Annotated in this window: 22 protein-coding genes and 1 tRNA gene; 13 read left to right on the forward strand and 10 right to left on the reverse strand. The window is 69.8% G+C overall.

Features of this window, described 5'->3' with window-relative positions:
• Positions 1-20: 20 nt before the first annotated feature.
• From ACFQQC_RS16635 to ACFQQC_RS16645, 3 genes are all read right to left on the reverse strand, one after another.
• Positions 21-485, reverse strand: a complete 465-nt coding sequence (locus tag ACFQQC_RS16635; RefSeq protein WP_376863651.1) for a hypothetical protein — start codon at positions 483-485, stop codon at positions 21-23.
• A 53-nt stretch (positions 486-538) separates the two neighbouring features.
• The gene (locus ACFQQC_RS16640) at positions 539-1,981 is read right to left on the reverse strand and encodes a response regulator (protein ID WP_376863652.1); all 1,443 of its coding nucleotides are present in this window, start codon (positions 1,979-1,981) and stop codon (positions 539-541) included.
• Positions 1,982-2,049: 68 nt separating this feature from the next.
• Positions 2,050-2,472 (reverse strand): hypothetical protein, encoded by a 423-nt coding sequence (locus tag ACFQQC_RS16645; protein ID WP_376863653.1) that lies wholly within the window; start codon positions 2,470-2,472, stop codon positions 2,050-2,052.
• 83 nt (positions 2,473-2,555) lie between these two features.
• On the opposite strand from ACFQQC_RS16645, the gene queA reads away from it, so the two are divergent.
• Positions 2,556-3,656: a tRNA preQ1(34) S-adenosylmethionine ribosyltransferase-isomerase QueA gene (gene queA / locus ACFQQC_RS16650; RefSeq protein WP_376863654.1), complete on the forward strand. Its 1,101-nt coding sequence runs from the start codon at positions 2,556-2,558 to the stop codon at positions 3,654-3,656.
• Positions 3,657-3,661: 5 nt separating this feature from the next.
• On the opposite strand, the gene ACFQQC_RS16655 is transcribed toward queA, so the two are convergent.
• Positions 3,662-3,997 (reverse strand): hypothetical protein, encoded by a 336-nt coding sequence (locus ACFQQC_RS16655; RefSeq protein ID WP_376863655.1) that lies wholly within the window; start codon positions 3,995-3,997, stop codon positions 3,662-3,664.
• 111 nt (positions 3,998-4,108) lie between these two features.
• On the opposite strand from ACFQQC_RS16655, the gene ACFQQC_RS16660 reads away from it, so the two are divergent.
• The gene (locus ACFQQC_RS16660; protein ID WP_376863656.1) at positions 4,109-4,585 is read left to right on the forward strand and encodes a hypothetical protein; all 477 of its coding nucleotides are present in this window, start codon (positions 4,109-4,111) and stop codon (positions 4,583-4,585) included.
• Positions 4,582-5,697 (forward strand): tRNA guanosine(34) transglycosylase Tgt, encoded by a 1,116-nt coding sequence (gene tgt, locus ACFQQC_RS16665; RefSeq protein ID WP_376863770.1) that lies wholly within the window; start codon positions 4,582-4,584, stop codon positions 5,695-5,697. Before ACFQQC_RS16660 ends, tgt begins: the two co-directional genes overlap by 4 nt.
• Before the next feature lie 91 nt (positions 5,698-5,788).
• On the opposite strand, the gene ACFQQC_RS16670 is transcribed toward tgt, so the two are convergent.
• A complete protein-coding gene (locus ACFQQC_RS16670) occupies positions 5,789-6,328 on the reverse strand; it encodes a hypothetical protein (protein WP_376863657.1) in 540 nt (179 codons plus the stop codon).
• A 249-nt stretch (positions 6,329-6,577) separates the two neighbouring features.
• Here ACFQQC_RS16670 and ACFQQC_RS16675 point away from each other — a divergent pair, with 249 nt between their 5' ends.
• Positions 6,578-7,459: a DUF1206 domain-containing protein gene (locus tag ACFQQC_RS16675; RefSeq protein WP_376863658.1), complete on the forward strand. Its 882-nt coding sequence runs from the start codon at positions 6,578-6,580 to the stop codon at positions 7,457-7,459.
• A gap of 89 nt (positions 7,460-7,548) precedes the next feature.
• Here ACFQQC_RS16675 and ACFQQC_RS16680 read toward each other — a convergent pair.
• Positions 7,549-7,625: transfer RNA gene (locus ACFQQC_RS16680), tRNA-Lys, on the reverse strand.
• Between the two features lie 124 nt (positions 7,626-7,749).
• Between ACFQQC_RS16680 and ACFQQC_RS16685 the strand changes: the two genes are divergently transcribed.
• Positions 7,750-8,841, forward strand: a complete 1,092-nt coding sequence (locus tag ACFQQC_RS16685; RefSeq protein WP_376863659.1) for a CaiB/BaiF CoA transferase family protein — start codon at positions 7,750-7,752, stop codon at positions 8,839-8,841.
• Between the two features lie 2 nt (positions 8,842-8,843).
• Here ACFQQC_RS16685 and ACFQQC_RS16690 read toward each other — a convergent pair whose 3' ends face one another.
• On the reverse strand, positions 8,844-10,580 hold the full coding sequence (locus ACFQQC_RS16690) for an ATP-binding protein (RefSeq protein WP_376863660.1): 1,737 nt from the start codon (positions 10,578-10,580) through the stop codon (positions 8,844-8,846).
• 197 nt (positions 10,581-10,777) lie between these two features.
• Between ACFQQC_RS16690 and ACFQQC_RS16695 the strand changes: the two genes are divergently transcribed.
• The 3 genes from ACFQQC_RS16695 (at position 10,778) to ACFQQC_RS16705 (ending at position 17,152) form a co-directional block, all read left to right on the forward strand.
• The gene (locus tag ACFQQC_RS16695; RefSeq protein WP_376863661.1) at positions 10,778-11,032 is read left to right on the forward strand and encodes a hypothetical protein; all 255 of its coding nucleotides are present in this window, start codon (positions 10,778-10,780) and stop codon (positions 11,030-11,032) included.
• A 100-nt stretch (positions 11,033-11,132) separates the two neighbouring features.
• Positions 11,133-12,920, forward strand: coding sequence for an autotransporter assembly complex family protein (locus tag ACFQQC_RS16700; protein ID WP_376863662.1), 1,788 nt, complete (start codon positions 11,133-11,135; stop codon positions 12,918-12,920).
• Entirely contained in the window at positions 12,917-17,152 is a 4,236-nt protein-coding gene (locus ACFQQC_RS16705) for a translocation/assembly module TamB domain-containing protein (RefSeq protein ID WP_376863663.1), read from the forward strand. Before ACFQQC_RS16700 ends, ACFQQC_RS16705 begins: the two co-directional genes overlap by 4 nt.
• Positions 17,153-17,155: 3 nt before the next feature.
• Here ACFQQC_RS16705 and ACFQQC_RS16710 read toward each other — a convergent pair whose 3' ends face one another.
• Positions 17,156-17,692: a hypothetical protein gene (locus ACFQQC_RS16710; protein WP_376863664.1), complete on the reverse strand. Its 537-nt coding sequence runs from the start codon at positions 17,690-17,692 to the stop codon at positions 17,156-17,158.
• Between the two features lie 103 nt (positions 17,693-17,795).
• Between ACFQQC_RS16710 and ACFQQC_RS16715 the strand changes: the two genes are divergently transcribed.
• From ACFQQC_RS16715 to ACFQQC_RS16735, 5 genes are read left to right on the forward strand one after another with little or no spacing between them, the layout of a single operon-like run.
• Positions 17,796-19,046, forward strand: a complete 1,251-nt coding sequence (locus tag ACFQQC_RS16715) for a hydrolase (RefSeq protein ID WP_376863665.1) — start codon at positions 17,796-17,798, stop codon at positions 19,044-19,046.
• A gap of 4 nt (positions 19,047-19,050) precedes the next feature.
• Entirely contained in the window at positions 19,051-20,058 is a 1,008-nt protein-coding gene (locus ACFQQC_RS16720) for an arginine N-succinyltransferase (protein ID WP_376863666.1), read from the forward strand.
• 8 nt (positions 20,059-20,066) lie between these two features.
• Entirely contained in the window at positions 20,067-21,485 is a 1,419-nt protein-coding gene (gene astD / locus ACFQQC_RS16725) for a succinylglutamate-semialdehyde dehydrogenase (RefSeq protein WP_376863667.1), read from the forward strand.
• The gene (gene astB / locus ACFQQC_RS16730) at positions 21,482-22,834 is read left to right on the forward strand and encodes an N-succinylarginine dihydrolase (protein ID WP_376863668.1); all 1,353 of its coding nucleotides are present in this window, start codon (positions 21,482-21,484) and stop codon (positions 22,832-22,834) included. The genes astD and astB overlap by 4 nt, the downstream gene beginning before the upstream one ends.
• Complete coding sequence (locus tag ACFQQC_RS16735) at positions 22,834-23,445, forward strand: DUF998 domain-containing protein (protein ID WP_376863669.1); 612 nt, start codon at positions 22,834-22,836, stop codon at positions 23,443-23,445. The genes astB and ACFQQC_RS16735 overlap by 1 nt, the downstream gene beginning before the upstream one ends.
• Before the next feature lie 9 nt (positions 23,446-23,454).
• Here the strand turns inward: ACFQQC_RS16735 and phhA are convergent, their stop codons facing one another.
• Positions 23,455-24,330, reverse strand: coding sequence for a phenylalanine 4-monooxygenase (gene phhA / locus ACFQQC_RS16740; protein ID WP_376863670.1), 876 nt, complete (start codon positions 24,328-24,330; stop codon positions 23,455-23,457).
• 80 nt (positions 24,331-24,410) lie between these two features.
• Positions 24,411-24,725, reverse strand: coding sequence for a heat shock protein HspQ (gene hspQ / locus ACFQQC_RS16745; protein WP_376863671.1), 315 nt, complete (start codon positions 24,723-24,725; stop codon positions 24,411-24,413).
• Between the last annotated feature and the right edge of the window lie 129 nt (positions 24,726-24,854).

Consider the following 24,854-nt stretch of genomic DNA (forward strand, 5'->3'; position numbering starts at 1 on the left):
AAAGCCAATCTTGGCGTGCATCACCGCCGCACCGTCCCCGCCACCACCGCCGCGCCGGAGGCCACGATCAACGCATCCTCGATCAGGCCGCTCTTCGTCTGGCCGATCCGGCGCATGGCCCTCTTGCGGCCCGCCAGGGTCAGATAGGCCAGAGGCACGGCGGTCGCGATGGCGACCAGCCCGCCGACCCGCTCCCGCCCCTTCGGCGCCAGCGCGCTCCCGGCGATGCCGGCGCTCATGATCCGCGCCAGCAGGCCGAGGAAGACCGTCCGGTCCGGGGCGGACTTCATCTTGTCGCCGTACAGCTCGCCCGCGCCCATCGCCAATGCCCCCGCCGTGAACAGCGGATGGGTCAGCAGGCGCAGCTTTCCGGGCGTCTGGCGCTTCGCCAGATGAGCGGCGGCGAGGGCGGCCATGGGCGTCATCGACCGGGCGCTGGCGACGGCGCCGATCAGGGCGGAGGGGAGAAGATCAGGGGCTTTCATCCTGCCCCAACCGACGCCGGTCGCTTCGGTTCAGCCCGATGCGAGAAAACCCGTCAGGCCGCGACCTCCGCAGAGGCGTCGGTAGTCTCTTCGCGCCACGGCGTCGAAGCCCAGTGGATCAGCTTGGTCAGCAGTTCGACCGTCTTCACCGGCTTGGCGATACAGTCGTTCATGCCGGCCTCCGTATAGGTCGCCAGTTGCTCATCCAGGGTGTTGGCCGTCAGGGCGATCACCGGAACAGCGGCGACCTGCCCGTCCAGCTGACGGATTCGTCGGGTGGATTCCACGCCGTCCATGACCGGCATCTGGATATCCATGAGGATCACGTCCCAGCCACCGCGCGCCGCCGCCGCCAGCCCCTGCGCCCCGTCGTCGGCGGTCTCGCAAATGATCCCCTGCACGGCCAGCATGGCGGCGATCAGAACGCGATTGCTGTCATTGTCGTCCACATACAGCACGCGCATGGCCCGACCGTCCTGATCAGCCTCGTCCGCGTCGCCGTGGTCGGGGGCGGCGCCGCCTTCGGTCGGCGTCAGCGGCGAGGTGTCGGCCACCTCGTCCTGCACCGACAGCCCGATCATCTGTTCAACCACCGTCGCCAGACGTTCACCGGCGCCATGGATCCGCGACGCGAACGCCCGATGTTCGGCGTCCGCGCTTTTCTCTTCGAGCAGGGCGGAGAACCCCAGCACAGCGTTCAACGGGGTCCGCAGTTCGTGCGACATGTCCGTCAGGAAGCGCTGACGCGCCTCCGCCATCGCGGCCTTCTGCTCGGCGGCGGCGCGCGCGGCCTCAGCTTCGACCCGGTCCGTCACGTCCCGTTCGTTCAGCAGTACGCTGATCGCGCCGGTGACGGGGTCGTGCAGGGGGCGGCAATCGACGTGGTGCCAGCGCGGGCCCGCCCGGGTAATCATCTGAAACACCGCGCCGGTCGCGGATTCTCCCATGGCCGCCGCCAGAACGGTCTCGCCATCCCCCGCCGACGCGAACCGGCCCACAAAACCCGCGTCCGGGCCATAGGTGGCGAAGGCGGCCGGATTGGCGAACAGGGCGACGCCTTCGCCGTTGAACAGTCCAACCGGGCCGGACGAATGGCGCAACGCCTCGACAGCCCGGCGCTCCTCGGCCTCGACCTCGGTCTGGGCCGCTTCGAACAGCAGGACCTCGCGACCATCGGACAGGGCCACGGTCGAGATCACGGCCTGAACCGTCACCGGCTCGCCATTCGGATAGAAGGTCCATCGCTCCTCGACCTCGCGCCCATCCGTCGTCACGGTCTTCAGACGGTCGGTTCGCGCCCGCACCGCCGGAGACAGTTTGGAAAAATCCCTCGAGAGCAACTCGGCAAGATCGCTCGCACCCCACAGCGCCAGGGCGGCGATATTGGCGTAGACACCACGACAACTGACCGGGTCGAACAGCCACACCGGCCGACGCAGCCGGTCCCAGGCGCTCAGAGCAGCGCCGTCTGCAAGGTGGGGGAGTTCGAGGCCCATGCGCCCAGACTGGCGCAAACGCCTGAAGTAACGCTTAAAAGCGACGACTTCCGTTGCCTCAGCCCGGGTCAGCCCTCGGCTTCCGCCTCGGTCTGCGCCTCGCCCGATCCGGCGCCCGGCAGGGCGATGCAGCGCTGGCGCGTGCCGCCGTCGGCGGTCTGTTCGACACGCGGGGCGATGCTGGCGACGGTCGTTCCGTCGGCCTGATAGGTGGCGAGGAACTGGCAGCCGGTCTGGACGTCGGTGACCACATAGATGCCCGGCTGATCGGTCGGTACGCGTGTCAGATTGGCCGTCACCACGCCACGCAGGGCGCCGACGGGGTCGTTGGCCGCCTGCTGGATCTGGTCGGCGCGGGTGTTGATCTCGGTCGCCGTGGCCGAGGCCTTGGCGGCGGTGTCCTCGATTTCCTGCAGGGTGGAGACGGCCTCCTCACAGGCGGCGACGAGCCCGAACAGGGCGGAGACGGCGAGAACAGGGATCAGTTTCATGCGCGCACCCATGCCAGATGGATGACGCCACGTCAGGGCGACGACTTGACCCATCCCCGCCCGCATGGCCTTTGCGCCGCCTGATGAAGACCGCTGATTTCGACTTCGACCTGCCTGACGACAACATCGCGCTGCGCCCCGCCGAGCCGCGCGACTCCGCGCGCCTTCTGGTCGTGCGCCCGGACGGGCTCGAGGACCGGATCATCCGCGACCTGCCGGACTTCCTGCGCCCCGGCGACGCCCTGGTGTTCAACGACACCCGCGTGATCCCGGCCCGCCTCTCCGGCGTGCGTGAACGGCCCAATCCCGTGGTCGGAGGCCCCGATGGCGACACCCTGACCGTCGAGGTCGAGGCCACCCTGCACCACCGCGACGCCCCCGACGTCTGGTCCGCCTTCATGAAGCCCGGCAAGCGGATCAAGGATGGTGACCGCATCCGCTTCGGCGCTGTCAGCGACGGCGCCTGCGAACTGGGCCGGCTGGACGCCACGGTCACGGGCAAGGGCGACGACGGTCTGGTCACCCTGAAGTTCGACCTGACCGGACCGGCGCTGGACGATGCCATCCGCGACGTCGGGGTCATGCCCCTGCCGCCCTATATCGCCGCCAAGCGCCCCGAGGACGACCGCGACCGCTCGGACTACCAGACCGTCTTCGCCGAGCATGACGGCTCGGTCGCCGCCCCCACGGCGGGCCTGCACTTCACCCCGCCCCTGCTGGACGCCCTGAAGGCGCGCGGCGTCTCGACCCACGCCGTGACCCTGCACGTCGGCGCCGGCACCTTCCTGCCGGTCAAGGCCGACGACACCGCCGACCACAGGATGCATTCCGAATGGGGCGAGGTCTCACCGCAGATCGCCGACGCCCTGAACGCCGTCCACGCGGCCGGCGGCCGCATCGTCTGCGTCGGCACAACCTCGCTCCGTTTGCTGGAAAGCGCGACCGGCGAGGACGGGGTGGTCCGCCCCTTCCACGGCGACACCGCCATCTTCATCACCCCCGGCTACCGCTTCCGCGCCGTGGACGTGCTGATGACCAATTTCCACCTGCCGAAGTCGACCCTGTTCATGCTGGTCAGCGCCTTCGCCGGGCTGGACACCATGAAGGCCGCCTACGCCCACGCCATCGACAATGGCTACCGCTTCTATTCCTACGGCGACGGCAGCCTGCTGTTCCGGGCCTGACCGGCTCAGTCCCGGCCCGCGCGATAGGCCGCGGTCGCTTCGGCCTGCTTGGCCATGGCGGCCCGGAACGTCTCCACGCAGCCGGCAGCCTCCGCATCTCCCGGCGGTGACCGGTTCATGTCGTCGATGACGTTGAAGAGATCTGTCCCCCACCGCCCTTCAGGGTCGGAGGCGTCCAGTCGCCCGAGATAGAAGGCCGTCACGACGGCGACGTCGGAGTTTGTCCGGTCCTGGGCCATCCCCATCGCACTGATCGCATAGCAGCGGATGTCCTGCCGGTCGGCGCCGCCCATGCAACCGGCCAGAAGCAACGCCGCCAGCACCGCAGCAAGTTTTCGCATGGCCGCACCCCTCGTGATCACCCGCAGGCGCAACTCTGGGTGACGACGCTTAACAACTCTTGCCGCACACCCTCCCCTCAACCGTGCGGATCGGATAAAGAGCGCCGCCTGATGAGCACTCTCCCCCGCCCCCTGATCCAGAGCCTCGAAATGCTGGCCGCCACGGCCGAGGCGCTGGAGCTTCGCAACGGCTGGCTAATCTTCGGCGGCGCCGCCATGGCCCTGTCCGGCCTGCCCGACTGGCCCGTGCCCGATATCGACGTGCTGGTCTCGTCCGAAGAGACCGCCAACGACCTGATCGAGGCCTTCGGCGGGCAGATCATCACCCCGAAGACGCAGGATCGCTTCCGCTCGCGCCTGCTGGCCCGCATCGACACCACCCCGGTGCCGATCGAGATCATGGTCGGGCTGGAGGTAAAGACAGACGACGGCTGGGCGCCCGTCGCCTTCCGCACCCGCGTTGACCGCCCGGTTCAGGATCGCCACATCCCGACCGCCCGCACCGCCGAACAGGCCGCCATGGCCCGCCGCTTCGGCCGCCCCAAGGACCTGCAGCGCGCCGAGGCGCTGGACAAGCTGACCGACTGATGACCTTCCCGTTCGACATCTCCGCCACCGATGGCCGCGCCCGCACCGGGGTGCTCAAGACCAGCCGCGGCGACATCCGCACCCCCGCCTTCATGCCCGTCGGCACCGCCGCCACGGTCAAGGCCCTGACCGTGGATCAGGTGAAGCAGACCGGCGCCGATATCCTGCTGGGCAACACCTACCACCTGATGCTGCGCCCCGGCCCGGAGCGGATGGAGCGCCTCGGCGGCCTCCACAACTTCATGCGCTGGGACAAGCCGATCCTGACCGACTCGGGCGGCTTCCAGGTCATGTCCCTGTCGGGCATTTCCAAGCTGACCGAGGAGGCGGTGACCTTCTCCAGCCACATCGACGGCTCCAAGCACGTCCTGACGCCGGAACGCTCCATCGAGATCCAGGCCGACCGTCTGGGCTCGGACATCGTCATGCAGCTGGACGAATGCGTCGCCTGGCCCGCCGAGGAGAAACGCGCCCGCGAGGGGATGGAACTGTCCGCCCGCTGGGCCCTGCGCTCGAAAAACGCCTTCGGCACGCGCGATACGCAGGCCCTGTTCGGCATCCAGCAGGGCTCGACCTATGAGACCCTGCGCAGGGAATCGTCCGAGCGCCTGCAGGAGATCGGCTTCGACGGCTACGCCATCGGCGGCCTCGCCGTCGGCGAGGGCCATCAGGCCATGTGCGAGGTGCTGGACTATGCGCCGGAGTTCCTGCCCAAGGACCGTCCCCGTTACCTGATGGGCGTCGGCAAGCCGGTTGATCTGGTGGAGGCCGTCTGGCGCGGCGTCGACATGTTCGACTGCGTCCTGCCCACCCGCGCCGGCCGCCACGGCCAGGCCTGGACCTGGAACGGCCCGATCAACCTCAAGAACGCCCGCTTCGCCGAGGATCAGGACCCGCTGGACCCCGAGGTCCCCTGCCTGGCGTCACAGGACTATTCAAAGGCTTACCTGCACCACCTGATCCGCGCCGACGAGATTCTCGGCAAGATCCTGCTCAGCTGGCACAACATCGCCTTCTTCCAGGCCCTGACCGCCGCCATGCGCGCCGCAATCTCGGAAGGTCGCTTCGAACAATTCCGGCGCGACTTCCACGCGCGGCACGCCTCTAACTGAGGTTCCAGGCTCCAGGTTTTAGGTTCTAGGGAAGGCAGATTCAGAGCAGTTTGGATTCTGTCCCCAGAACCTGAAACCCAGAACCTAAAACCTACCTGCGTGGTCTGAACCAGCCCGGGGCCGCCGGCGGGGCGCAGTTCCGCTGCATGCCGACGCCTTTCAGGAAGGCCCGGCGCATCCGCCCGGCCTGCACCGCCGACTGCACCTGCAGCCGGTGCCGCTCGGCCCCGCTCAGGCGGCGGATCCACGACCGCCCGGGGATGAAGTCCGTGGTGGTGTCCCGGATGGCGTCCAGCGCAGCCTTCGACGCCGCATCAGCGGCCCGCTCGCTCAGATAGGGATTGTCGGGCGACGGCGGCTCGTCCGTGTCCGGCCCCAGCGCCTCGTTCAGCCGCGCGATCTCCGCCCCGATGGTGGTGCAGTGGTTCAGGTTGCGCAGGTCATAGGGATTGGCCTCGGCCTGCAGCAGCACGGTGGGGATGTACTCCCGACGCAGGTTGAAGTCCTCCAGCGGCGCCGTCGCCGCCGCGCCGAAGCCCGAACCGAACGACCGCGCGCCCTCCACCGCGGAGTTCCCCGCGTTGCAGGCGGAAAGGGCGAGGGCGGGAAGGAGCAGGAACAGGACGCGCATGGCGCCTTTCAACCACGGTTGGCAGGCGCAAGAAAGGCGGGAGCCGGCCGTCCGAACCGGAGCCACTGAAGGTTCGGAAAGGACAGCCGGCTCCGGCAGCCGCAAGGCGGCGTCCATGGCCACCATGCCTCTCGCGGCGGAGGCGGTGAAGAGGCCGCAGTCTCAGTTTTGAGATGCACAAAGCCCGCCACCGGTGTCATTCCGTACCCGGCGGCAGGAGCCGATTTCGTCCTCAGGGATTGAGGCTGAATGCTGCAACTCGCCCGGGACACCCTGCGTCCCCTCGCCATCAAACGCTCGACCTGGCGCAAGGCGCCGGGCCTGACCCCCGCCGTGGTCGAGGGCGCGGCCCGTGTCGGCTACGGCGTTCGGGGCCTGCTCTATCTCGCCGTCGGTCTGATCACCCTGTCGGCGGTCCTGTTCCGGAGCATCAACGCCACCAGCCCGACCGGCGCGCTCGGCTGGCTGGCGCAGCAACCCTTCAGCTGGATCTGGCTGCTGATCGCCAGCCTCGGCCTGCTCGCCTTCTTCGGCTGGCGCATCCTGCAGGGCGTCTTCGACATTGATCGCGCCGGCCTGTCGCGGGACGCCCTGTCCATGCGCCTCAGCCAGACGTGCAGCGCCTTCGGCTATGCGATCCTGTCCTGGGCGGCCCTCAGCCTGGCCTTCCACCGCCCCTCCGACCCCGAGCTGTCAGAGGTCCAGCGCACCCACAGGCACGCGGAACAGATCCTGTCCCTGCCTCATGGCGAATGGCTGCTGGCGGGGATCGCCGTCGCGGTCGCCGGTGTCGGCATCGGCAATGTCAGCCGGGCCTGGCGTGAGAATTTCACCGACCGGCTGAGCTGCTCGGAGGCGGTCTGTCGCTGGCTCTCGCCGCTGGCGCGCGCTGGCTATCTGGCGCGAGGGCTCGCCTATCTGCCGCTGGCCGTCTTCATCGCCCTGGCGGCGGTGCGATCCAGCCCCGAAGACGTGACCAGCCTCGGCGGCGCGCTCAACGCCCTGGTGGCCGACCCGATCGGCCGGGTCGCCCTGTCCCTCGCCGGCGGCGGCTTCGTGGCCTTCGGCCTGTTCTCTCTGGTGGAGGCGCGCTTTCGCAAATTCAGCTTCACGGGCGGCCGGCTGTTCTGATCACCGTGACGAGGCTCAGCGCCGGACAAGCCTTCCCGACCCGGCCGTTCGACCGACCCGTCCGGGCGCATCCTGTGAAGGGGAAGCGATGGTACGTCCTCTCGGGCTCGAACCGAGGACCCTCTGATTAAAAGTCAGATGCTCTAACCAACTGAGCTAAGGACGCACATCGTTCACCGGGTCGCGTCTGCGAATCCGGAGGCGCGGCTTTTCCGACATGTCGCCGCGCGGGTCAACCCCGCGCGATGGACCGCTCGACAGGTTTATCGCGAACCGGTTACGCAAGGCGCATGACAGCCTCCGCAAAGCCCCTCGCCGGCCTCCGTATCCTCGAGTTCGACGGCCTCGGCCCGGTGACCTTCGCCGGCATGGTTCTGGCGGACATGGGGGCGGAGGTGCTGCGCCTGACCCGCAGCGCCTCGGCCGGCGCGGCGGTGTTCAGCGACGTCGGCGGCGAGATCCTGCACCGGGGCCGCGCGGCGGTCGGGGTGAATCTGAAGGATCCGGCCGACCACGCCCGCATCCTTGATCTGGTCGGAGGCGCCGACGCCATTATCGAGGGCTTCCGGCCCGGCGTGATGGAGCGGCTGGGACTGGGGCCGGAGGTTCTGGCCGCGCGCAACCCCCGACTGGTGTTCGGGCGGGTGACCGGCTGGGGCCAGACAGGGCCGCTGGCGGACAGGGTCGGGCACGATATCAACTACATCGCCCTGTCCGGCGCCCTGCATCCGCTGGGCGAGCCGGACCGCCCGCCCCGCGCGCCGTTGAACATGCTGGGCGACTATGGCGGCGGGGCCATGTTTCTGGTTTCGGGCGTGCTGGCGGCCCTGCTTCAGGCCCGGATCAGCGGCAGGGGCGCCGTCGTCGACGCCGCCATGACCGACGGCTCGGCCCTGCTGACCGGCCTGTTCCACGCCTTCCGCCCGCGTGGCCTGTGGAGCGACGCGCGCGGCGCCAACCTGCTGGACGGCGGCGCGCCCTTCTATCGCTGCTTCACCTGCAAGGACGGGAAATTCGTCGCCGTCGGCGCGCTGGAGCCGCAGTTCTACGCCGCCCTCATCGCCGGGCTGGGTCTGACGCCAGAGGAAGCGCCGCAGTTCGACATGGCGAACTGGCCGGCCCTGCACGCCCGCTTCGAAGCCCTGTTCGCCAGCCGCGACCGTGACGACTGGGCGGCGCATTTCGAAGGCACGGACGCCTGTGTCGCCCCGGTGCTGACGATGGGCGAAGCCCCGCTGCACCCGCACAACGCCGCGCGCGCCACCTTCGTGGATCAAGGCGTCGTCCAGCCCGCGCCCGCGCCGCGCTTCGACGGTCAGGCGACACCCGAGCCGCAACGCCCCGCCCTCTCGCTGGACGAGGCCCTCGCCCTCTGGGGCTGAGGTCAGGCCACGGCGGCCCGCGTCGGGCGCTCACCGCTCTCGCAGGCAGAGGCGAGGGTCTGGACCAGCGCGGTCGGATCGATCGGCTTGGTCAGGAAGGCCTCCACGCCCACCGCCGTCCAGGCCTGCCGGTGCACATCCAACGCATTGGCGGTCAGGGCGATGATCGGCGTCCCGGCGTTCATGCCGCCGCTCGCCCGGATACGCCGCGCGGCTTCCAGCCCGTCCATGACCGGCATCTGCATGTCCATCAGCACCGCGTCGAAGCGCTCGACCGCCGCCGCCTCCAGCGCCTCCGCGCCGTTCTCGACCATCGTCAGGCGGCAGCCGTGCGGCTCCAGCAACAGGGTCAGGATGCGACGGTTCACCTCGTGGTCGTCGGCGGCGAGGATGCTGCGGCCGGCCAGCGCCCCGACCTCCACCACGTCCACGCTCGCCTCGGCCGGACGCGAGGCCGACACCTCCATGGGCAGGGTCAGGGTGAAGGTCGATCCCTCCCCCTCCACGCTGCGCACCGTCAACTCGCCCCCCATGATCTCGGCCAGCTTGCGGCTGATCGACAGGCCCAGTCCCGTGCCGCCGTACCGGCGCGTCGTTCCCGCCTCGGCCTGTTCGAAGCTGTCGAAGACATGGGCCAGCCGGACGGCGGGGATGCCACAACCGGTGTCGGACACCGCCACCGTCAACGCCCCGTCGGCCCAGTCCGCAGACACGGTGATCCGCCCCTGATCCGTGAACTTCACCGCATTGGAGATCAGGTTGAACAGGATCTGCTGGAGCCGCAGCGGGTCGGTCCGCACGCACTCCGGCACCGCGCCCGAGGCCTCGACCACCAGTTCCACGCCGTTCGCCGCCGCGCGCGGCTCCCACAGGCGGGCCAGCGAGGCCAGACGGGCGCGCACGTCCACGTCGTCCGTTTCCAGCACCATCTTGCCCGCTTCGATCTTCGAGACGTCCAGCACGTCGTTCAGCAGTCCCATCAACACCTCGCCGGCGTCGGTCAGCATCGAGACATGCTCGGACTGGCGGTCGTCCAGCTTCGTCCGGCGCAGCAGGTTGGCGGCCGAAATCACCGCGTTCATCGGGGTGCGGATCTCATGGCTGATCACCGCGAGGAAATCGGACTTGGCGGCGCTGGCCTCCTCGGCCTTCTGGCGCGCCTGCTGCTCCATCTCCTTTGCCGAGCGCAGCACCTCCGTCGTCGCGCTGGCCTGACGCACGGCGACGACCAGATGGCTCATGTAGAGCAGGCAGCCCAGCGCCACGAGCAACTCGTGCCAGTAGCCGGTCAGGATCGCCGTCATCACCGGCAGTCCCAGGAAATAGGCGCCGTGGGTGGCCACCGCCGAGATCAGGATCGGGCGGGCGTGGTGCATATGCAGACTGACGTGCAGCAGGCCGCCGGCGATCTGCACCAGGGCGAAGGCGCGGCCGATCTCGCCGCCGTCCACCCACAGCCAGGCTGCGATGCTGGAATAGATGGCGACGCCGAACGCCGTGACGGCGCACGACAGGATCACATAACCCCGGTCGGGAACCCATTCGGGATTGAGGCGGAACCGGCGGAACACGGCCCAGTCGGCGATCTGGCTGACCACCACGGCGGCGAACCAGACGGCGGGCCAGAGGCTGGGCGCGAAGAACCAGGCCGTGGCGCCGATAAAGGCGGCCAGGCCGATGCGCGTCTTCAGCTCCCTGAACCTCACCTGCGATACGAGGGCGTAGGCGGTGACGGACATTTCTTGTTTTCTCCCCACCTTCAGGTTGCGCGCAATTGACCAACGATTGGTTTCCGAGAACGGCGGTCGCGCGAGCGCCTGCGCGCCAGGCCCTTCAAGGCTGTGGACAGAGGATGCGCGGCGCCGCGAAACACTCTATGGAACGGCTGAGCCGGCAGTGCGTTGGATGGCCTGATCCGGGGGAGACTTCTTCGACCATGAAACGCCTTGCCGCCCTGCTGGCCCTGTCGACCGCCTTCGCCGTGGCCGCCTGCGACGATCCGCGTCCCGTTGACGATGACAGCCTCGCCGACAAGGCCGCCGAACAGGCGCCGCCGCCGGTCGTCGAGGAGCCCGTCGCCCCGGTGGAGACTCCGGTCACGCCGCCGCCGACCGTTTCCACCACCCTTCCGCCCGAACAGCGGAGCTCGGAAGAATCCGTGCAGCCGGAAAGCGAAACCCTCTTCTACTGAGGCAGGGTTCCGGTCGCGCTGAACGCGCAGAGATAACGTTGACGGCGGGGGAGCGTCGTCCTGATGAGTTGGCCACCTGGCCTATGACCAAGGTTCAAGTTTGACGTCACGGCCCGCCTTCTTCCTCGTCAGCCTGGCGGGTCTGGCTTTCGCCTCCGCCGCCGCGGCCGATCCTCGCGCCCAGATCCGGGGCGAGCTGGACGGGACGCTGCGTGAACAGCTGGTCCGGGCGGTCGGCGAGGTGGACGGCCCGCCCTCCAACCGTTTCGAGGCCCGCCGCCGCGCCCGCGGCGCCATGGAGGCCGCCGAAGCCCTGCTGCGGTCCGAAGGCTATTATCAGCCGGTGCTGGAAGACCTTGTCGAGGGCGAGGACACGCCTGTCGCCATCGTCAATGTGACGCCCGGCCCGCGCTTCCTCCTGACTGACCCCGTCGTCAACTGGGTCGCGCCCCAGCCGGACGCGGAAATCGGCGGCGGAGTCGTGGAGGACATCCGGCTCAGGGCCGGCGAACCCGGTCGGGCCGTGGACGTCATCGCCGCCGAGGGTCGTCTCGTCGCCGGCCTGGTGCGCAGCGGCTATGCCGACGCCCGGGCAGAGCCGCGCCGCGTGGTGGTCGATCACGCCGCCCGGACCGTCTTCCCGACCTACAACATCGCCTCCGGCCAGCTCGTGCGTCTGGACGGCGTCCGGCTGGAAACCCGCGGCCCGACCAATCCCGACTGGGTCGCCGGCCTCGCGCCCTGGTCCGAGGGCGACGTCTATGATCCCGAGGACGTGGCCGAACTGGAGCGTCGCCTGCTCGAGACGGGCGTCTATGACGGCGTCGGCGTGGCCCTGGCCGCAGCCGAACAGACCAATCCGGACGGCAACCGTCCTGTCGTCGTCACCCTGACCGACCGCCCCCGCCGCATCCTTGAAGCCGGCGCCACCTACTCCACCGCCGAAGGCTCCGGCGTGGACGCCCGCTGGACCTGGCACAACCGCTTCGGCCGCGCCGACACACTCGTCTGGGACGTCCGCATCGCCGACATCGACAGCCGGCTGGGCGCCAACCTCAGCCTGCCGCACTGGCGCCGTCCGGGCCAGACGCTGAAGCTCGACGCCGCCCTCGTGAACGAGGACACCGACGCCTACGAACGCGCGGCGCTGACCTTGGCCGCCGACCTGCAACAACGTCTCGGCAAGACCTCGTGGGTCAGCTACGGCGTCGGTCTGGACATCGGTCACTACAACGAGAACCGCTTCGACCCGCTGACCCAGCTGCCGCTTAACTTCGACCGTGATCTCTACATCCTGACCGGCCGGGGCAGCTTCTATCTGGACCGCTCCAACGATCCGCTCGATCCGACGACCGGCTGGCGTCTGACCGCCTCGGTCCAGCCCACCGCCGTGGGCGGCGAGGACACCGTCCTGTTCCTGCGCACGGAAAGCCAGGCCACCGCCTATCTGCCGCTGCAGGACAACGCCAAGACCGTGCTGGCCGGTCGTGTCCGCCTCGGTTCCATTATCGGCGGTGAAGAGCTGACCGTGCCGTCTGACCGCCTGTTCTACTCCGGTGGCGGCGGCTCCGTGCGCGGCTATGAATACCAGGGCGTCGGCCCGCGCCTGCCCGACAACACCCCGCGCGGCGGCCTCAGCCTGTTCGAGACCTCGCTCGAAATCCGTCGGGATGTCTGGCGCAACTTCCAGGCCGTGGCCTTCGTCGATGCCGGCGCCATCGGCTTCCAGGAGACGCCGAACTTCAACAACCTGCGCTACGGCGCGGGCTTCGGCGTGCGCTATAAGCTGCCCTTCGGCCCGATCCGCGCCGACATCGCCTTCCCGCTGGATCGCCGCGAGGGCGACGCCGACTTCCAGATCTACGTCAGCATCGGACAGGCGTTTTGACCGACGCCCCGCCCCCCGAGACGCCGGACGTCGAACCGGCTGACACCCCCGTCGCAAAGGCGAAGCGCAAGCGCACGCGCCTGCAGGCCCTCGCCTTCTTCGGCGGCATGGGCCTCGCCATCCTGGCGGCCCTGCTGGTCGTCCTGCTGGTCGGCGGGCGGATGTACATCGTCAGCGACGCGGGTCGCGACCTGGTCACCAGCTTCGTCACGGGCAAGAAGATCGGGCGCTACGGCCGGATCAATGTCGAGGGGGTCAAGGGCGACCTGTTCGACGACTTCACCATCGACCGGGTCACCGTCACCGACGCCAAGGGCGTCTGGCTGGAGGCGCACAAGGTCCGGGTCGACTGGAGCTGGCTGCCGCTGGTCACCCGTCGCTTCCACGCCGACACCATTGAGGCGGACGTCATCCGCCTGATCCGTCGTCCCGAGGTCGAGCCGCCGACCGGCCCGTCCGGCCCCCAGCCCCTGACCATCGACATCGACCGGTTCGCCGCCAACGTCGAACTGCTGGAAGGCTTCTCCAAGGAGTACGGCCGCTGGAACCTGTCCGGCGAGGCCAACATCCCGCGCAAGGGCGCCAAACAGGCCATCGTCAATGCGCTCAGCCTCAGCCGGCCCGGCGACCACCTGCGCCTGAACGCCGTCTTCGGTGGCAAGCTGCCCGAGACCCGGCTGGACCTGAGCGCCGTCGAGGCCCAGGGCGGCCCCATCGCCGGCGCGCTGGGCTATTCGCCCGACCAGCCCTTCATGGCCCGCGCCCTCGTCAACGGCGAGATCATCGACGCCGTGGTCCGCACCGGCACCTTCACGCCCCTGACCGTCAAGGGCGAGTACGGCAAGGACAACACCCGGATCAGCGGCTATTTCGACTTCTCGGGCTCGGACCTGCTGGCGCCGTTCGCCGAGCGCATCGGCCGCACCGCCCGCTTCGGCTTCGCGACCACGCCGGACACCGACGGCGACGGCCAGCAGGGCGTGGGCTGGGCCCTGATCGCCGAGAACCTCAACTCCCGCGCCAGCGGCCAGATCAGCCTCAAGGACCGCCGCAGCCGCGACGGCATCCGGCTGGAGATCGCCACCCCGTCCCTGAACCGGCTGACCGGCGCCCCCTCGGCGGGCCCGGCCTCCTATACCGGGACGTTCAAGGGCGATGCCGCCAACTGGACCCTGAACGGCGCCGCCGACCTGCTGGCCGTCGAGGTCTCCAGCTATGAGGCCCGTCGCGTCCACGGCGACCTGAACGTCCAGGTCCGCAACGGACGGATGGATCTGGACGGCGACATCCAGGCCGACGGCGGCTCCACCGCCGGCATCATCGGCGGCCTGCTGGGCCAGCGCCCGCGCATCATCTTCGACGCCGCCCGCCAGCCGGACGGCGCCATCCTGCTGCAGAAGATCGACCTGACCGGTCAGGCCCTGAAGGCCACCGGCTCGGGCGGCCGCAACCTGCTGGGCGGCCTCGGCTTCCGGGGCGATGTCCGCATCACCGACGCGTCGAAGATCCACAGCGGCGCGCGCGGCGCCTTCGGCGGCCCCCTCTCCGCCTCCACGGCCCGCACCGGCGCTCCCTGGCGTCTGACCTTCGACGGTCGCGGTCGGGGCCTGGCCACCGGTCAGGGCGAGCTGGATCGCCTGCTCGGCGCCACGCCGCGACTGCAGCTGACCGGCGCCCTCAACAACGGCCGGATCGAGGTCGAGCGCGCGGCCCTGAACGGCGCCCAGGGCGCAGCCAACGCCCGCGGCCTGATCGAGGGCAATGGCGGACTGCGGCTGGCCCTGGACTGGAATGCGCGCGGCCCGTTCGGTGTCGGCCCGGTCGAGATCGACGGCGCCATGACCGGCGACGGGGCCCTGACCGGCACCCTGGCCAGACCCCGCGCCGACCTGCGCGCCGCCTTCGCCAACGTCAACGCCGGCCCGCTCAAGCTGACCGACGCCAACCTGACCCTCAGCTTCCGCAAGGGCGAGGACGCCTCGGACGGCAGCGTCGCCATCACCGCCGGCTCGAACTACGGCCCGGCGCGGGCCAGCGGAAACTTCTACCTCGGCGGCCCGCGCATCCGCCTCAGCAATGTGGATCTGGACGCCGGCGGCGTGACCGCGCGAGGCGACATCGCCCTGTCCAGCCGTATCCCGTCCAGCGCCGACCTGACCTTCACCGCCCGCCCCGGCGCCTTCCTGGCCTCCGGGGAAGCCAATGGCCGGGTGCGCCTGACCGAGGGCGGCGGCAGCGAGACCGCCGTTCTGGACGTCTCGGGCCGCAACGTCCGCTTCGCCGGCTCGCCCTACGTCATCCGCACCCTCGATCTGGACGGTCGCGGCACGCTGGAACGCCTGCCCTTCACCCTCAAGGCCGATGTCGGCGGCCCGACCCCGCTCTCGTTCGATGGCTCCGGCGTCTACTCCCGCGAGGGCCCGTCGCAGAGCGTCACCCTCCAGGGCGGCGGCTCGGTGCGCGAGATCGACTTCACCACCCGCTCCCCCGCCGTCGTGGCCCTGTCCGGCGACGGGCGCGTCGTCCGCGTCGATCTTGCGGTCGGCGGCGGCGTCCTGACCGGAGACCTGCGCCAGGATTCCCGCGCCGCCGTCATCGAGGCCAATCTGACCAGCGTCGAGCTGGGCTCCCTGTCCCCGGACCTGCGCGGTCGGGTGACCGGCAACCTGTCCCTGCGCGGCTCCGGCGACGACCTGTCCGGCTCGGCCAACGTCAATCTGGAGAACCTGCGCAGCATCGACGCCCCGCGCGGCATGGAGGTCGACGGCACGCTGAACGCCACCCTGGTGGACAACACCCTGCGCCTGCAGGCCCGCGCCACCGACACGGACGCGGTTCAGGCCAGCGCCGACCTGACCCTGCCGGTCGAGGCCTCGGCCGCCCCCCTGCGCCTGGCCATCGCCCGCACCCGTCCGATGCAGGGCACGGTGAACATCCGTGGCCAGATTCAGCCGATCTGGGACCTGTTCCTGGGCGGCGACCGCTCGCTGGCCGGGCAGATGAACGCCAACGCCACCCTCGCCGGCACCCTGGCCGAGCCGCGCATCAACGGCCGTCTGGACCTCGCGCAGGGCGCCTTCCGCGACAACGCCACCGGCCTGCGGCTGGCCGGCATGACCCTGAACAGCCGGTTTGACGACACCACCGCCCTGATCGAGACCTTCAGCGCCAACGACGGCTCGGGCGGCGACGTCAGCGGACAGGGCCGCATCGGCCTGCGTCAGGGCTCGGGCTCCAGCTTCCAGCTGCTGCTGCGCCGGTTCCGCATCATCGACAACGACATCGCCGAAGCCCGCGCCTCCGGCCCGATCACCGTCATCCGGGGCGAGGACGGCAATATCCGCCTGACCGGCCAGATGGACATCGACGAGGCCCGGATCGAGGCCAATCCGCCCGGCTCCAACGGCATCGTCCGCATGGATGTGGTCGAGATCAACCGCCCCGGCGGCGATGTGCCGGAGGAGCAGCAGACCCGCTCGCGCGGTCCCCAGATCGGCATGGATATCGCCATCCGCTCCCCCGGCGGCGACGTGCGTGTGGTCGGTCGCGGCCTGAATGTCGAGATGGGGGTCAACGCCCGCGTCACCGGCACCATCTCGCGCCCGAACCTGACCGGCACCGCCCGGGTGGTGCGCGGCGACTACGACTTCGCCGGCAAGCGCTTCATCTTCGACCAGACCGGCACGGTCTCCCTGTCGACCCAGCCGGACCAGATCCGCCTGAACCTGTCGGCCACCCGCGAGGATCCCGCCCTGACCGCGACCATCCGCGTCACCGGCACGGCGGCGCGGCCCGAGATCGCCCTGACCTCGACCCCCGCCCTGCCGCAGGACGAGATCCTGTCGCAGGTGCTGTTCGGCCGCTCGGCCTCGCAGCTGTCCGCCTTCGAGGCGGCCCAGCTGGCGGCGGGCGTGGCCGCGCTGGCGGGCGGCGGCGGCTTCGATGTGATCGGGAACCTGCGCGAACTGGCGGGTCTGGACCGCCTGTCGTTCGGCGGCGAGGCGTCCAGCCTGACCGTGGCCGGAGGGCGCTACATCACCGACAACGTCTATCTGGAGATCATCGGCGGCGGCGAGGACGGAGCCGAGGTCAACGTCGAATGGCAGGTGCGCCGCAATCTGACGGTCAGCTCGAAATTCGGCGGCCAGGGCGACGCCAGCCTGTCCGTCCGCTGGCGTCGGCAGAGCCGGCAGCCGGGCGACGGATCCGGAGACCGCCGCCCGAACCGGTAGGACCTAGTTGTCCCAGGTGTTGGCTTCGGCGTTGCGGAGCTTGTCCAGCTTGGACGCGCCGCGGATGCCCGCAATGTGCAGAACCAGTTGCACGACCAGCAGCACCAGGCCGATCCAGGTCTGCCAGGCGGGGGTGGCGGCGTTGGCTTCGGCGACTTCCGGCATGGCGCTGGCGGCCAGCAGTCCGAAGACGCCCATGATCAGGCCGAAGCCGACCAGGATCACGAAAATGATCGGGATCACGATGTTCGGCTTGGCCCACTGGAACAGGCCGATCACCAGCTGGATCACGCACAGGCCGACACCGGTCCACAGGGCGAACTGGCCGATGGCTCCGGCCATTTCCGGCGTTCCGGCGGAGGCCTGCGCGACCGCCGCGTCCATCGCCGCCTGCCCGGCGGTCAGCATGTAGACGAGGCCGATCACGCCCCAGGCCGCGCCCAGGAAGATGGCGATCGCACTTGCGCGTGCGGCGGCGATGGCGTCCGCCTCGGTCGTAATCACCGCGGTCGGGTTCGCGGCCTTTGCCCAGTCAGTCATTTGCTTTCTCCTTTAGAGGGAGGCGAACCCTAACCCGATCCCGTGACGAGTCGTAACCCGGCCTCGCTTCACCTTTGCCGCGCGCTTGTTTAGGGTCCGGCCGATGCGGATTCTGCCTTCTGAACAGTCCGTGCTTGATCACGTCACGGCCCGAGAAGCCGTCATCATCGGTCGTGCGGTGGAGTGGGCGAATGTCAACTCCGGCAGCCGCCACGCCGAGGGGTTGAGTGCTGTCCTGGCCCTGCTCGAAACCACGGCGCGCGCCCTGCCCGCCACCGTCGAGCGCGTCCCGACACAGGGATCGACCACCGTCTCTGACGACGGCGCTGTGCGCGAAGAGGCGCACGCCGACGCCCTGAAGATCACCTGCCGCCCCGACGCCCCGCTGCAGGTCGTCCTGACCGGCCACTACGACACCGTCTTCCCGGAGACCTCGGGCTTCCAGACCGTCGTCACCCGCGCCGACGGCGCCCTGAACGGTCCCGGCATCGCCGACATGAAGGGCGGCATTTCCGTCCTGCTGGCGGCGCTGGAGGCGTTCGAGACCCATCCGGACCGCGAGCGCGTCGGCTGGACGGTCCTGCTGTCGCCGGACGAGGAGATCGGCTCCCCCGCCTCCGCCCCCCTGCTGGCCGAGCTCGGCGCGCGCGGCCATGTCGGCATGACCTATGAGCCCGCCCTCGCCGACGGCACCCTGGCGGGCGAGCGCAAGGGCAGCGGCAACTACCACCTGATCGTCACCGGCAAGGCCGCCCACGCGGGCCGCGCCTTCCATGAAGGCGCCAACGCCGTCGCCGGCGCCGCCATCATCGCCGCCCGCCTGCACGCCCTGAACGGCCAGCGCGAGGGCGTCACCGTCAATGTCGCCAAGATCAGCGGCGGCGGCGCCCTGAACGTCGTCGCCGACAACGCCGTGGTCCGCTTCAACGTCCGCGTCCCCGACGCCCAGTCCTCGGCGTGGATTTCGGAGACGGTGCAGCAAATCGCCGCCGAGCCCCCCTTCCCCGGCCTGACGCTGGACCTGCACGGCGGCATGACCCGCGCGCCCAAGCCCATGGACGCCTCCCAGACCGCCCTGTTCGAGGCGGTGAAGGAAACCGGCGCCCTGCTGGGTCAGACCATCGCCTGGAAGCCGTCCGGCGGAGTCTGCGAGGGCAACAACCTGCACGCCGCGGGCCTGCCCAATATCGACACCCTCGGCGTCTTGGGCGGCGACATCCATTCGGATCAGGAGTTCGCCTGGCCCGCCAGCTTCGTCGAACGGGCCCAGCTGTCTGCGCTGATCCTGTGCAAGATCGCCTCGGGCGAGATCGACGCCCAAAAACTGAAGTCCCTGCGTCTGGAGACGATGTAACCCCATGCTCGTCGTCCGACCTGCCGGCCCCGCCGATCTCGACCACCTGCTCGAACTGGCCATCCTCTCCGGCCCGGGCTTCACCAGCCTGCCGGAAGACCCGGACCAGCTATCCGAACGTCTCGACCTCAGCCGCGACAGCTTCGCGGGCAAGATGGAGCCGCACGAGCGCTGGTACACCCTGATGCTGGAGGAGTCGGACACCGGCGATGTTGACGGCATCGGCTCGGTGAAGGCCTCCGTCGGCCTGAAGCGTCCCTTCTTCAGCTTCCGGGTCGTCAACAACGCCCAGTCCTCGCCGTCGCTCGGCATCAAGCTGGAACAGAAGACGCTGGTGCTGGTCAACGAATGCACCGGCTGGACCGAAGTCGGCTCGCTCTTCCTCAAGGCCGACCGGCGCAAGGGCGGCGCGGGCCGCCTGCTGAGCCAGTCGCGCTACATGCTGATCGGCGCCGAGCCGGAGCTGTTCAACGAGAACGTCCTGGCCGAGCTGCGTGGGGTCTTCACCCCTGACGGCGCCTGCCCCTTCTGGGATCACGTCGCCCATAAGTTCTTTCCGATGGACTTCGACGAGGCGGACCGGATGACCGGCTCGACCGACAAGCAGTTCATCCTCGACCTGGCCCCGCGCCATCCGATCTATGTCGAACTGCTGCCCGAGCCTGCCCGCGCGGTGATCGGCAAGGTCCACCCGCAGGGCGTGCCCGCCATGGCCCTGCTGGAGAGCGAGGGCTTCCGTCCCAACGGCCTGATCGACATCTTCGACGCCGGGCCGACCGTCTCGTGCCAGCGCGACAACATCCGCACCGTCCGCGACGCCCGCCCCCTGACCGTCGCCATCGCGGACGAGGTCGAGGCCGAACTGCCCGGCCTGATCTCGACCAACAGCGTCGGCGGCTTCCGCGCCGTCCGCCAGCGCGCCCATATCGAGGGCGACAACGCCACCCTGAACCGCGAAACCGCCGATGCGCTGAAGGTGCGCGCCGGGGACACCGTTCGCGTGAAGACCTGAGTGATCCCATGACCGTGTTCCAGTCCATCGACCCCGCCACCGGCGAAACCGTCTGGGAAGGCCCCGCCGCCTCCGCCGCCGAAGTTCAGGCCGCAACCGACCGCGCCCGCGCCGCCTTCCCCGACTGGGCCGACCGCCCGCGTCAGGACCGCATCGACGCGGTGAAGCGCTATCAGGCCGTGCTCAAGGAACGCGCCCCGCAGATCGCCGAGGCCATCAGCCGCGAGACCGGCAAGGCCCTGTGGGAGACCACCACCGAGCTTCAGGCCATGCAGGGCAAGGTGGACATCTCCATCCGCGCCTATGACGAGCGCACGGGCGAGCGCACCGCCGCCACCGCCTTCGGCTCGGCCACCCTGCGCCACCGCCCGCACGGCGTCGCCGCCGTCCTCGGGCCGTTCAACTTCCCCGGCCACCTGCCCAACGGCCACATCGTCCCGGCCCTGCTGGCGGGCGACACCGTGGTCTTCAAGCCGTCCGAGGAGACACCCCTCACCGGCCAGCTGATGGCCGAGGCCTTCGCCGCCGCCGACCTGCCGACCGGCGTGGTCAATGTGGTGCAGGGCGGGCGCGACACCGGCGCGGCCCTTCTGGACAGCGGCATCGACGCCCTGATGTTCACCGGCTCCGGCGCCGCCGGCGCCCACTTCCGGCGCAAGTTCGCCGACGACCCCCACGTCATCCTCGCGCTGGAACTGGGCGGCAACAATCCACTGGTCGTCTGGGACGCCGCCGACGCGCAAGCCGTCGCGGGCATCGCGGTCCAGTCCGCCTTCATCACCACGGGCCAGCGCTGCTCCTGCGCCCGTCGCCTGATCGTGCCGGAAGGGCCGCAGGGCGACGCCATCGTCGAGGCCGTCGCCGCCCTCAGCGACCGCCTGATCTTCGCCCCCTGGAACAGCGCGACCGAGCCCTACGCCGGGCCGCTGATCTCCGAGAAGGCCGCCGCCGCCGCCCTCGCCGCCCTTCAGGAGCGGATCGACGCGGGCGCGAAGGTGATCCGCGCCTCGGGTCCGGTCGGCAACCTGCCGGGCGCCTTCGTCAAGCCCGCCATCATCGACGTCACCGGCGTCAGCGTCCCCGACGAGGAGATGTTCGCCCCCTTCCTGTCGGTGACCCGCGTCAGCTCGTTCGAGGCCGCCATCGCCGAGGCCAACGCCACCCGCTACGGCCTCAGCGCCGGTCTGGTTAGCGACGATCCCGCCAACTGGCAGACCTTCATCCGCCGCATCCGCGCGGGCGTGGTCAACTTCAACCGCCCGACCACCGGCGCCGCCGGCGACATGCCCTTCGGCGGCCTCGGCGCCAGCGGCAACCACCGTCCCTCCGCCTACTACGCCGCCGACTACTGCGCCTACCCGGTCGCCAGCTTCGAGGCTGAGGCCGTGAAGAACATCGAAAGCGAGATCAAGGGGTTGTCGGCGTGACCAATCCCGCCGTCGAAGCCAACGCCGACGGCCTGATCGGGCCGACGCACTCCTATGCCGGCCTGTCCCCCGGCAACCTCGCCTCCAGCCGCAACGAGGGTCAGGCGTCCAACCCGCGCGCCGCCGTCCTGCAGGGCCTCGACAAGATGAAGCGGCTGGCCGACCTCGGCCTGCCCCAGTTCGTCCTGCCGCCGCACGAGCGGCCCAACATCCCCTTCCTGCGCTCGCTCGGCTTCGGCGGCACAGACGCCCAGGTGCTTGAGCAGGCCTGGAAGGACGCCCCCACCTTCGCCGCCGCCGCCTGTTCGGCCTCGCCCATGTGGGCCGCCAACGCCGCGACCGTGACGCCCGGCGCCGACAGCGCCGACGGCCGGGTCCACTTCACCCCGGCCAACCTGGTCACCAACCTGCATCGCTCGCTGGAGCATCAGCAGACGAAGCGCGCGCTCGACGCCCTCTTCCCCGATCCGAAGCGCTTCGCTGTCCACGACGCCCTGCCCTCCGTCGCCCATCTGGCCGACGAGGGCGCCGCCAACCACGTCCGCCTGTGCGCCGATCACGGCGCGGAAGGCGTCAACCTGCTGGTCTGGGGCCGCGAGGCGTGGGAGCCGTGGACCGGCCCCTTCCCCGCCCGCCAGACCCGCGAGGCCTCCGAGGCCCTCGCCCGCCGTCATGGTTTGCTTGAGGGGGGCGCATCCGGCGCGGTGCTGGCCCGCCAGTCGAAGGCCGCCATCGCCGGCGGCACCTTCCACAATGACGTCGTCTGCGTCGGCGCTCTGGACACCCTGTTCCACCACCAGCTCGCCTTCGAGGACACCGCCGCCACCCACGCCGCCATCCGCGCAGCCGCGAAGGGCTTCGAGCCCCTCTTCGTCGAGGTCTCCGAGGCCGACCTCCCCCTCGCCGACGCCATCTCCAGCTATCTGTTCAACTCCATGCTGGTGCAGATCCCGGGCGAGGATCGCCTGACCCTGATCTGCCCGACCGAGACCCGCGACAACGCCCGCGCCCATGCGGTCGCCGAAGCCGTCGCCGGCTCAAACGGCCCCATTGGCCGGGTCGAGTATGTCGATGTCCGCCAGTCGATGCGCAACGGCGGCGGCCCCGCCTGCCTGCGCCTGCGCGTGGTGCTGAACGAGGCCGAACTGGCCGCGACCAATCCCGGCATGCGCCTGACCGATGACCTCCACGGCGCCCTCAGCGTCTGGGGCGCCACCTGGTATCGCGACGAGCTCAAGGTCGCCGATCTCGCCGATCCGGCCCTGCTTGATGAAAGCCGCGGCGCCCTGGACGAGCTGACCTCCATCCTCGGCCTCGGCTCGGGCTTCTATCCGTTCCAGCGGGACTGATGCGGACCCTCGCCGTCGCCTGCGCCTTTCTCAGCCTGCTGATCTTCGCCGGCGCGACCCTGGCGGGCAGCCTCGCCTATCCGGGCTATGATCACCTGCGCCAGTTCATCAGCGAACTGGGCGCGACCGGCGCCCTGACCGGCCCGTCCGTCAGCCTGGCCTTCATCGTGTCGGGCGTCCTGCTGACCGTCTTCTGGCTGATCTGCGCGATCCAGTTCCCGCGCACGCCCCTGTTCCTGATCGGCTTCGGCCTGTCTGCGCTCAACGGCCTCGGCCTGATGTTCGGCGGCGTCTTCCCCTGCGACTTCGAATGCGAGATGGACGGCGCCAGCCTGTCCGGCGTCCTGCACGAGATCGTCGGCGGCATCGGCTATCTCGCCGCCGTGGTCGGGGTCTTCCTGATCGGTCTGGGCGCCCGCAAGCACACGGCCCTGCGCGGCCTCTTCCCCCTCAGCCTGATCTGCGGCGTCCCGGCCCTGTGCGTGGTCTGGTTCGTCCAGCCCGAGTTCCACTGGCTGGGCATCGCCCAGCGCATCCTCGAGACCGTCTTCGCCGTCTGGGCCGTGGGCGTGGCGCTGCATCTGCGGCGGGCGTCCGCAACGCCCGCCTGATACCTGCCTTCAGGCCGCGAACCGTCCGCCCTTGGCCGCATAGGCCTGGGTGCCTTCGGTGAACACCTCGTCCGTCGGCAGGATGGTCTCGATGGCCAGGGTCTCCGCCCCCTTCAGCCGCTCATAGATCGGGCCGAAATCCTTCAGGGTCTCGCCCTTCAGGGCCTCGATCGAGTCGATCACGAAATAGACCTGCTGGAAGTCGTCGATCCGGTAGAGGGTCTTCATCACCCGCTCCAGATCAAAGCCCAGCCGGTTCGGCGACGGGTCTTCCAGCGCGAACACGCTCTCGGTCGCCGAGGACACGATCCCCGCGCCGTAGATGCGTAGCTGGTCGGCCTCCTTCATCAGGCCGAACTCGACCGTGTACCAGTACAGCCGCGCCAGATTGGGCAGCATGCCCAGCGCCGCGGCCCGCTGCCCGCCCTTGCCGTAGGCCTCCATATAGGCGGCGAAGTCCGGGTCGGTCAGCATCGGCACATGGCCGAACACGTCGTGGAAGATGTCCGGCTCCTGCAGATAGTCCAGCTGGTCCGGCTTGCGGATGAACTGGCCCGAGGGGAAGCGGCGGTTGGCCAGATGGTCGAAGAAGACCTCGTCCGGCACCAGCCCCGGCACGCACACCACCGTCCAGCCGGTCAGGGCCTGCAGTTTGGGGTTCATCAGCGAGAAGTCGGGGATGCCGCCCGTATTCAGGTCCAGCGCCTCCAGCCCCTTGAAGAAGACGTCGGCGGCGCGGCCGGGCAGGATCTTCATCTGCCGGGCGTACAGGGTGTCCCAGGTCTTGTGCTCGGTCTCGGTATAGGCGCGCCAGTCCTGCGGGATCGTCCAGTCCTCGGCGGCCCCTTCGGGCGGCTTGTCAAAGACGTGCTCGAAATCAGACATGGCGGCGCTCCTGGCAGTCCGGGCTCTGGCGGCCCCTTTTGCGGCAACCTAGTGCCCGGCGCGCGCCCGCGCCAGCGCGGTCAGTGGATCGCCTGCGCGCGCGGCGCATGGTGGCCGCCCTTGTCGATGGTGAAGAACTGCCGCTCGGCGTCTCTCGTCAGGGCCGCCAGGTCCGGGTCGTGCTCCAGCGCATCCTCCGGCGCATAGGCCATGAAGCCGCCGTCGGCCTCCAGCGCCAGCACCTGGTAGAAGGGCTGGTCCGGCGAGATCGGGCCGGTGGCGCCGGGCTGGCCGGCGAACACCGGGTCCACGTCGATGATCACGCCGCGGAACCCGGCGTCCCGGTGGCGAACGATCTGGCCGAGGCCGAAGCGGGCGGAGACAGACTGGGTCATGACAGACTGCCTACGCCTGCGCACCTGAGCCGGATCACCGCCTCTCCGTTCATTTTCGCGACAGACACGCTTGGCGCGGATCAGTTTCGCGGTCTAGGTTGTGCGGGACGGGCGCCGTTTCGGACCGCC

Source organism: Brevundimonas sp. GCM10030266 (genome assembly GCF_042666595.1).
In the GTDB taxonomy this organism is placed as follows: domain Bacteria; phylum Pseudomonadota; class Alphaproteobacteria; order Caulobacterales; family Caulobacteraceae; genus Brevundimonas.

Coding starts and splice junctions, on each gene's coding strand:
- ACFQQC_RS16635 (WP_376863651.1), bottom strand. CDS start 485: ATGAAAGCCCCTGATCTTCTCCCCTCCGCCCTGATCGGCGCCGTCGCC.
- ACFQQC_RS16640 (WP_376863652.1), bottom strand. CDS start 1,981: ATGGGCCTCGAACTCCCCCACCTTGCAGACGGCGCTGCTCTGAGCGCC.
- ACFQQC_RS16645 (WP_376863653.1), bottom strand. CDS start 2,472: ATGAAACTGATCCCTGTTCTCGCCGTCTCCGCCCTGTTCGGGCTCGTC.
- queA (WP_376863654.1), top strand. CDS start 2,556: ATGAAGACCGCTGATTTCGACTTCGACCTGCCTGACGACAACATCGCG.
- ACFQQC_RS16655 (WP_376863655.1), bottom strand. CDS start 3,997: ATGCGAAAACTTGCTGCGGTGCTGGCGGCGTTGCTTCTGGCCGGTTGC.
- ACFQQC_RS16660 (WP_376863656.1), top strand. CDS start 4,109: ATGAGCACTCTCCCCCGCCCCCTGATCCAGAGCCTCGAAATGCTGGCC.
- ACFQQC_RS16670 (WP_376863657.1), bottom strand. CDS start 6,328: ATGCGCGTCCTGTTCCTGCTCCTTCCCGCCCTCGCCCTTTCCGCCTGC.
- ACFQQC_RS16675 (WP_376863658.1), top strand. CDS start 6,578: ATGCTGCAACTCGCCCGGGACACCCTGCGTCCCCTCGCCATCAAACGC.
- ACFQQC_RS16685 (WP_376863659.1), top strand. CDS start 7,750: ATGACAGCCTCCGCAAAGCCCCTCGCCGGCCTCCGTATCCTCGAGTTC.
- ACFQQC_RS16690 (WP_376863660.1), bottom strand. CDS start 10,580: ATGTCCGTCACCGCCTACGCCCTCGTATCGCAGGTGAGGTTCAGGGAG.
- ACFQQC_RS16695 (WP_376863661.1), top strand. CDS start 10,778: ATGAAACGCCTTGCCGCCCTGCTGGCCCTGTCGACCGCCTTCGCCGTG.
- ACFQQC_RS16710 (WP_376863664.1), bottom strand. CDS start 17,692: ATGACTGACTGGGCAAAGGCCGCGAACCCGACCGCGGTGATTACGACC.
- ACFQQC_RS16715 (WP_376863665.1), top strand. CDS start 17,796: ATGCGGATTCTGCCTTCTGAACAGTCCGTGCTTGATCACGTCACGGCC.
- ACFQQC_RS16720 (WP_376863666.1), top strand. CDS start 19,051: ATGCTCGTCGTCCGACCTGCCGGCCCCGCCGATCTCGACCACCTGCTC.
- astD (WP_376863667.1), top strand. CDS start 20,067: ATGACCGTGTTCCAGTCCATCGACCCCGCCACCGGCGAAACCGTCTGG.
- ACFQQC_RS16735 (WP_376863669.1), top strand. CDS start 22,834: ATGCGGACCCTCGCCGTCGCCTGCGCCTTTCTCAGCCTGCTGATCTTC.
- phhA (WP_376863670.1), bottom strand. CDS start 24,330: ATGTCTGATTTCGAGCACGTCTTTGACAAGCCGCCCGAAGGGGCCGCC.
- hspQ (WP_376863671.1), bottom strand. CDS start 24,725: ATGACCCAGTCTGTCTCCGCCCGCTTCGGCCTCGGCCAGATCGTTCGC.